The sequence below is a fragment of the Bradyrhizobium sp. P2_E8 genome (assembly GCF_056403875.1).
Window position 1 is genome coordinate 1 of sequence record NZ_JBFUES010000331.1, and the last position, 7,151, is coordinate 7,151.

Annotated in this window: 6 protein-coding genes; 4 read left to right on the top strand and 2 right to left on the bottom strand. The window is 64.5% G+C overall.

Going from position 1 to position 7,151, the window contains the following annotated elements:
• Together AC1D00_RS19325 and AC1D00_RS19330 are read right to left on the bottom strand one after the other, a co-directional pair.
• Positions 1–772: ABC transporter permease (locus AC1D00_RS19325; RefSeq protein ID WP_477011754.1), on the bottom strand; the 772-nt coding region annotated here is incomplete at its 3' end.
• Positions 773–828: 56 nt separating this feature from the next.
• Entirely contained in the window at positions 829–2,340 is a 1,512-nt protein-coding gene (locus AC1D00_RS19330) for an ABC transporter substrate-binding protein (RefSeq protein WP_477011755.1), read from the bottom strand.
• A 245-nt stretch (positions 2,341–2,585) separates the two neighbouring features.
• Here AC1D00_RS19330 and AC1D00_RS19335 point away from each other — a divergent pair, with 245 nt between their 5' ends.
• The 4 genes from AC1D00_RS19335 to AC1D00_RS19350 form a co-directional block, all read left to right on the top strand.
• Complete coding sequence (locus tag AC1D00_RS19335) at positions 2,586–3,794, top strand: ROK family transcriptional regulator (RefSeq protein ID WP_477011756.1); 1,209 nt, start codon at positions 2,586–2,588, stop codon at positions 3,792–3,794.
• Complete coding sequence (gene nagB, locus AC1D00_RS19340) at positions 3,791–4,567, top strand: glucosamine-6-phosphate deaminase (protein WP_477011757.1); 777 nt, start codon at positions 3,791–3,793, stop codon at positions 4,565–4,567. The genes AC1D00_RS19335 and nagB overlap by 4 nt, the downstream gene beginning before the upstream one ends.
• Positions 4,564–6,159: a gamma-glutamyltransferase gene (gene ggt, locus AC1D00_RS19345; protein WP_477011758.1), complete on the top strand. Its 1,596-nt coding sequence runs from the start codon at positions 4,564–4,566 to the stop codon at positions 6,157–6,159. Before nagB ends, ggt begins: the two co-directional genes overlap by 4 nt.
• A gap of 46 nt (positions 6,160–6,205) precedes the next feature.
• The coding region (locus AC1D00_RS19350; protein WP_477011759.1) for an ATP-binding cassette domain-containing protein at positions 6,206–7,151 on the top strand (946 nt) is incomplete at its 3' end.

The following is a 7,151-nucleotide window of genomic DNA, read 5'->3' on the forward strand; positions in this document are numbered from 1 at the left end:
CCGTCAACACCGCGCCGGCCAGCAATTCGCCAAATTGCAGCGTGCCCAGCGTGACCACCGGGGTCAGCGCGTTCGGCAACGCGTGACGCAGCACGATGGTGCTTTCGCGGACGCCCTTCGCGCGGGCAGTGCGCACGTAGTCCTGCTTCATCGCCTCGATCATCGCGCTGCGGACATGGCGCATCATGATCGCAGCGGTGCCCGTGCCGAGCACCAGAGCGGGCATCAGCATCGAAAGCAGGTTGCCTCCCACGCTTTCAGACGGTGGAACAAAACCTCCGGCCGGAAGCCAGCCGAGATTCACCGAGAACAGAAGGATCAGCATGATCCCCAGCCAGAAATGCGGGATCGACAGTCCGGCAAGCCCGAACAGACTGGCACCGTAGTCGAAGGGCGTCCCGCGCCCCAGCGCCGCGAAGATCCCGATCGGCAACCCGACGAGCAGCGCGACCAGCATCGAGAGTATCGCGAGCTCAATGGTCACCGGCAATTTCTCCGCCAGCATGGTGCCGATCGGCAATCGGGTGCGTACCGACGTGCCGAAGTCGCCGTGCACCAGGGCCTTCAGCCAGACGGCGTATTGCACCGGGATCGGATCGTTGAAGCGATACTTGTGCCGAAGATACTCGACGACCTCGGGATTACGCTCCTCTCCGGCGAGCGCCAGCGCGGGATCGCCGGGCAGCAGTTTCTGCAGACCGAACACCATCATCGACACCAGCAACAGGGTCGGCAGCAGGACGGCAAGCCGGCGCAGAAGCAGGGTCTTCATCGGGCAGACTGGTCCTCACCAGGGCAAGCGCGCCGGCGGGCGCGAGGCGTTGCGCATCAATTCACCGGCCTGACACCGACCAGACGCAAGAGACCGTCCGGCACCATGACGATGCCGCCGACCGATTTGCGGGCCGCAAAGAACCAGTTCGGGTGATGGAGGGGGATCGACGAGAGCGCCGTCAGGTAAATGTCCGTCGCTTTGGCGTAGAGCGCCTTGCGCTTGGCTTCGTCAGCCTCGCCCCGGGCCTGGTTCAGGATCGCATCGAGATCCTTGTTGCAATACTTGTTGACGTTCTGGGAGCCCGTGCAGCTGAAAAAGGCGACCAGCGTCGGGTCCGGGTCGGCGCGGCCGCTCCAGTTGCCGATATAGGCTTCGAAATTGCCGTTCAGGTAGCGCTCGATGGCAGTGGTCGTTTCCATGGGCAGCAGCTTGACGTCGAAACCGGCCTCGCCCGCCATCGACTGTATGATCTGTGCGACCCGGGAATCGCCGGCCGTATTCTCGTACTGGAGCTCGACCGGCACGCGAGTCATTCCGGCGGCGGCAATCATTGCCTTGGCCTTGGCAACGTCGCGAGCCGGCGCCTTGCGCGCGCCATCGTAGAACGGAGATGACGGCGGGATCATCTGGTTATCCGCCAGGAACTCGCCGTTGAAGGCAACGCGATTGATGACATTGCGATCGATCGCCAGCTCGAAGGCCTGACGTAGCGTCGCGTTCTTGCCGAGCGGCGTATCGGCCTTCGCGCCGGCGCCGACATTGAACATCAGATGCGAGACGGCAAGTCCCTTGCCGGAATGCAGGGCGAGGTTGGGATCGTCGCGCACGGTCTTGAGATCGGTCGGCGCGATACGCTCGGCGAGATCGAGATCGCCCGCCCGTACGCGCGACAACCGCACGGTCGAGTCGGGAACGTAGTAATAGACGACCTCGTCATAGCCGACCTGTGCAGCGTTCCAGTAGCCGGGATATTTCTTGACGCGAATGAGGTCGCGCGACTTGCGCTCGACAAATTGATACGGACCGGCACAGACCGGCGCGGCGGCAAATTCCCCGGCTTTCTCCGTGGCAGCCTTGGGCGAGACCATCATGCCCGCACGATCGCTGAGATTGGCCAGCAGCGGCACGAACGGCTCCGACAGGTTGAACTTCACCTTGTCCGCGGCAAGCGCTTCGACGCTCGCGATCGGCGCCAGCTCGGCCTTGCGCTTGGAATCCGGCATCGTCTTCATGCGCTCGATATTGAACTTGACTGCCGCCGCATCGAACGCGGTGCCATCGTGGAACGTGACGTTCTTGCGCAGCGTAAAGGTGATCGACTTGCCGTCCGCGGCCCATTCCCATGCCTCTGCCAGCTGCGGCACGATCTTGAGATCGGCGGAGATATCGACGAGCTTGTCGCACAGCGCCGCAAACACGAAGCGGCCTGCGTAAGTGCCGCTGAGCGCCGGGTCGAGCGCATCGGGATCGTCCTGAACGCCGACCCGCAATGTCACGGCACTCGCCGAGACAACGCCCGATGCGATCATCAGAATGGCCGCCAACGCCGTGCCGATCCGCTTCATACGGAATTCCTTTCGTCCCAAGGCTTCGTCCCAAGGCTTCGTCCAAAGCTCTGCTGTGGAAGGGCAAGACAAGCACGCCCAATCGAATTTGTAAATATCCCGAACAAATCACCCTACGACATGCAATTAAGTTACAATATCTCGCCTCATTAACAGGCAAAATCCGCAAAACGCGCCCCTTTACTGTAAGCGCGGCGATGTATTAGTTCGACATGTTGACTAATTGACTAATTGGATCGAGGCTCATGCAAGACGCCCCCTCATCGCCCGTTGCGCGACAGCAATCCGTTCGCCTCGTGGTTGAGCGCCTGCTGCGTGACCGCTCGGTATCGCGCGCCGAAATCGCCCGCAGCACGGGCCTGTCCAAGCAGACCATCTCTGAAGTGATGCGTGACCTCGAACGCGACGGCTGGGTCCATGAGGACGGGCAAATTCAGGGCAGCGTGGGGAGAAGCGCCGTCACCTATGCGCTCCGGCCGGACGCCGCCTTCGTGCTGGGCATCGACCTTGGCGGCACGAAACTGCACATCGCACTTGCCGATCTGCACGGAGAGATCGTGGCCGAGAGCATCGAACCGACATCCAGCGACGGCGGCGCTGGCGTGGTCGCACAGATCGAGCGCATGAAGGATGCGCTGCTTCAGCATGCGTCGGTATCGGCGCAACGTTTGCGCGGCGGCGTGATGGGAAGTCCGGGGATGGTCGACCCGGCGTCGGGCAGCATCGTCATCGCGCCCAATATCCCCGGACTGGATAGCCTGGACGTGAGGGCCGCGCTGCGCGAACGGCTCGGGATCGACATCACCATCGAGAATGACGTCAATCTCGCGGCAATCGGGGAGCATTGGCGCGGCAACAGCCGCAGGGCGCGCAGTTTCGCTTTCATCGCAGTCGGCACCGGCATCGGCATGGGCATCTTTTCGGACGGCTATCTCGTGCGCGGTGCACGCGGGGCGGCCGGCGAGATCGCCTACCTGCCGCTTGGGGGCGATCCCTACGATGCGCGCGGCCTTCGCTTCGGTACCCTGGAAACCGCCATCGGCAGCGCCGGCATCGTCGAACGCTATCTCGGGCTCGGCGGCGGCCCCGGCAGCACGGTGCGCGATGTCTTCGATCGGCTCGAAATCGAGGAAGCGGCACGGATCACGATCGACGAGGTCAGCCGGATTCTCACGACCGCGATCCTGGCCGTGCACAGCATCCTCGATTCGGAGATCATCATCCTGGGAGGCAGCATCGGCGCACGGCCCGAATTGAAGCTCCGGATCGACGAACATCTGGGACGCTGCATGCGCGAGCCTGTTCGTATCGAGCTGAGCGCGCTCGGCAATCGCGCCACACTGATCGGCGCGATCGGCAGCGCGATCGACCTCGTGCATCGCTCGCAATTCGGCATCGGCAGGGATGCCGGCCCGTTGGCTCTTCCCGCCGCGGCGGCAGATGTCGCGGCATGACGGAGCACGCGCCGAGAATTGAGGTTGCAGGCAATGTGAGTGCCCTCGCCGAGCGCGCCACCGCACATGTCATCGCCCGGCTGCACGATCGGCAGCCTGTTACCCTCGGTCTTGCGACCGGAGCGACCATGACGCCGGTCTATGCCCGCCTTGTCGCCGCGACCCGCGCCGGCCTCATCTCGTTCCGAACGGTGTCGAGTTTCAACCTCGATGAATATGTGGGCCTCGCACCCCAATCGCCCGGAAGCTTCCATGCCTACATGCAGCAGCATCTGTTCAGGCATGTGGACATGGAAGCCGGTCGGGCACAGATCCCCGATGGTTCGGCCGACGACATCGCCGCCGAGGCCGCGCGCTATGAGGCGCAGATTGCGGCGGCCGGCGGCATCGACCTGCTGATCCTCGGCATCGGCGCCAACGGCCATATCGGCTTCAATGAGCCTGGCTCGGATTTCGCCTCACGTACCCGCGAGGTCAGACTCGACGAAGCAACCCGCATCGCGAATGCCATCAATTTTCCTGATCCGGCGTCGGTTCCCGAACGCGCGATCACAATGGGCATCGCGACAATCCTGGAAGCGCGGAGCATCCTCCTTGTCGCCAGGGGAGCGGAGAAAGCAGCCGCGATCGCAGCCGCGATCGAGGGTCCGATCACGGCAGCTTGTCCTGCCTCGGCGCTCCGCCTGCACGGCAACGTCGATATCCTTTGCGATGAACCGGCCGCCGCAGCCCTCACCAGGCGGCCCCACAACAACAATCGGAGAAGGGCATGAGCTGGGGACAGCGCGATTTCATGGTGCCGGGACGCTCGCTGGCGGTGGGCGACCGGGGCATGGCCGCGACCTCTCATCCGGCTGTCACGCTCGCCGCGGTCGAGATCCTGCGCGGTGGCGGCAATGCGGTCGATGCCGCCATTGCCGCGATCGCCCTCCAGGGTGTCATCGATCCGCATATGACCGGCATCGGCGGCGACTGTTTTGCGATCTATGCTCCCGCCTCCGGCAAACCTGTCGCCGTCAACGGCTCGGGCCGAGCACCGGCGAAGGCCGAACTCGGCTGGTTCAGGCAACGGGGGCTGGCGTCGATCCCGGACTACTCACCCCATGCAGTCACGGTTCCGGGGGCGGTCGATGCCTGGTGCCGCCTCTCTGCCGACCATGGTTCAAAAGGCCTCGACGAGGTTCTGGCGCCCGCGATCCGCGCGGCCGAGACCGGCTTTGTGGTCACGCCCCGCGCCGCACTGGATTGGGCCCGCTACGGCGATCGCATCGAACGACATCAGGCTGGCGCACCGGTCTATCTGCCCGGTGGCGCTGCGCCCGCCGTTGGCAGCAGGCTCGGTCATCCCGCGCTCGGCGCGACGCTGCGCCGGATCGCACGCGAGGGACGCGCCGCCTTTTACGAAGGTGCCGTCGCCGAGGAAATCGTCACAACACTCAAGGCGCTGGGCGGGGTGATGCAGCTTGAAGATCTGGCAACTGCCCGATCGGAGTACGTCGAGCCGATCAGCGCCGACTACCGCGATCATCAAATCCTGCAATGCCCGCCCAACGGACAGGGCGTCGCGGCGCTGCTGATCGCCCGCATCCTTGCCGGCTTCGACATGGCCAATCCGGCGCTCGGCGAGGCCGATCGCATACACCTCCTTGCCGAGGCAACCAAGACGGCCTACCGGCAGCGTGACGCACTGGTCGCCGATCCCGCATTCCGTCCGCTCGATGTCGAGGCGCTGCTCTCGGAGGCGTCGGTCACGGCAATGCGCGCCTCCATCGACCGGAAGCGCACCAGCGCAGCGGCTGATTTCGACATGCCTGTTCATCGTGACACGGCTTATGTTGCCATCGCCGACCGCGACGGCAACATGGTGTCTTTCATCAATTCGCTGTTCTCCGCCTTCGGCAGCGGCATCTATGCCCCTCGTGCGGGCGTACTGCTGCACAACCGGGGTTCGGGATTCTCTCTCGTCGAAGGACATCCCAATGCCATTGCGCCGCGAAAGCGTCCCTTTCACACCATCATTCCGGGTCTGCTGGCGCAGCGTGGCAAGCCGATCATGGCCTTTGGCGTGATGGGTGGACAATACCAGGCGGCGGGACATATGCAGATCCTGGGCGGCCTGCTTGATCGTGGGCTCGACATTCAGCAATCTTCGGACTTGCCGCGCAGCTTTGCGTTCGATGGCACGCTGACGCTCGAGCCCACGATTCCCGGGGCTGTCGCCGACGACTTGATTGCGCGCGGTCATCGCGTGGTCTGGGCGGACGAACCGCTTGGAGGTTGTCAAGCCGTGCACGTCGATCCCTCCCGGGGCGTCATCTTCGGCGCGTCGGACCATCGCAAGGACGGCATCGCACTKGCGGCGTGACCAGGATGAGAAAGACCGCAATGTCGGATCGGACAGCATGAGCGAGATGGCAGAGGCGATCCTGACGATCGAGCGGCTGACGCTGGCGCTGCCCGCCGGCGCGGATCGTGCCTCTGCCGTCGAGGACGTTTCACTTGCCCTGTATCCGCGGCAGATCCTCTGCGTCGTCGGCGAATCCGGCTCCGGTAAATCGGTCTGCGCCGCTGCCGTGATGGGCCTGCTGCCCCAGGCCATTCGCCCGGTTGCAGGGGCCATTCACTTTGAGGGACGCGATCTGCTGAACCTCCCGGCAGCAGAATGGCGGACGCTGCGCGGGCGACGCATCGCGATGATCTTTCAGGAACCGATGACGGCGCTCAATCCCGTGATCAGGATCGGCGACCAGATCATGGAAGCGTTCGAGGCGCACGACCAGCTCACGCCAACCGAGCGGCAGGCCCATTTGCGCGCCCTCCTCGAAGAGGTCGGCATGCGCGATCTGGAGCGGATCATCCGCAGCTACCCGCATCAATTGTCGGGCGGCCAGCGTCAGCGCGCCATGATCGCAATGGCACTCGCGCTCGAACCATCGATCCTGGTCGCGGACGAACCGACCACGGCCCTCGACGTCACGACGCAGGCGCAGATCCTTCGGCTGATCCGGGACATTCAGCGGCGGCGCGGCATGGCAGTGCTGTTCATCACCCATGATTTCGGCGTCGTCGCCGACATCGCCGACCGCGTCGCGGTCATGGAGAAGGGCCGCGTCGTCGAACAGGGGCCAATGGAGGACGTGCTCGAACGCCCACAGCATCCCTATACGCGTCGGCTGCTCGCCGCGGTGCCCGGCGGGACCCCGCCGGTCCGGGCCGAGATCGCGGACGAACCGATCGCCTGCGCGGCGAGCGGACTTGCGAAGACCTATCGGGGCAACGACTGGTTCAGCTCGCAGACCGAGGTCGCGGCCGTGAAGAACGTGCACTTCGAAATCAGGCGCGGCGAGACGCTTGGCC

Bases quoted from the DNA above. Each gene is read 5' to 3' on its own strand.
- nagB (WP_477011757.1), top strand. From the start codon at position 3,791: ATGACGGAGCACGCGCCGAGAATTGAGGTTGCAGGCAATGTGAGTGCC.
- AC1D00_RS19335 (WP_477011756.1), top strand. From the start codon at position 2,586: ATGCAAGACGCCCCCTCATCGCCCGTTGCGCGACAGCAATCCGTTCGC.
- AC1D00_RS19330 (WP_477011755.1), bottom strand. From the start codon at position 2,340: ATGAAGCGGATCGGCACGGCGTTGGCGGCCATTCTGATGATCGCATCG.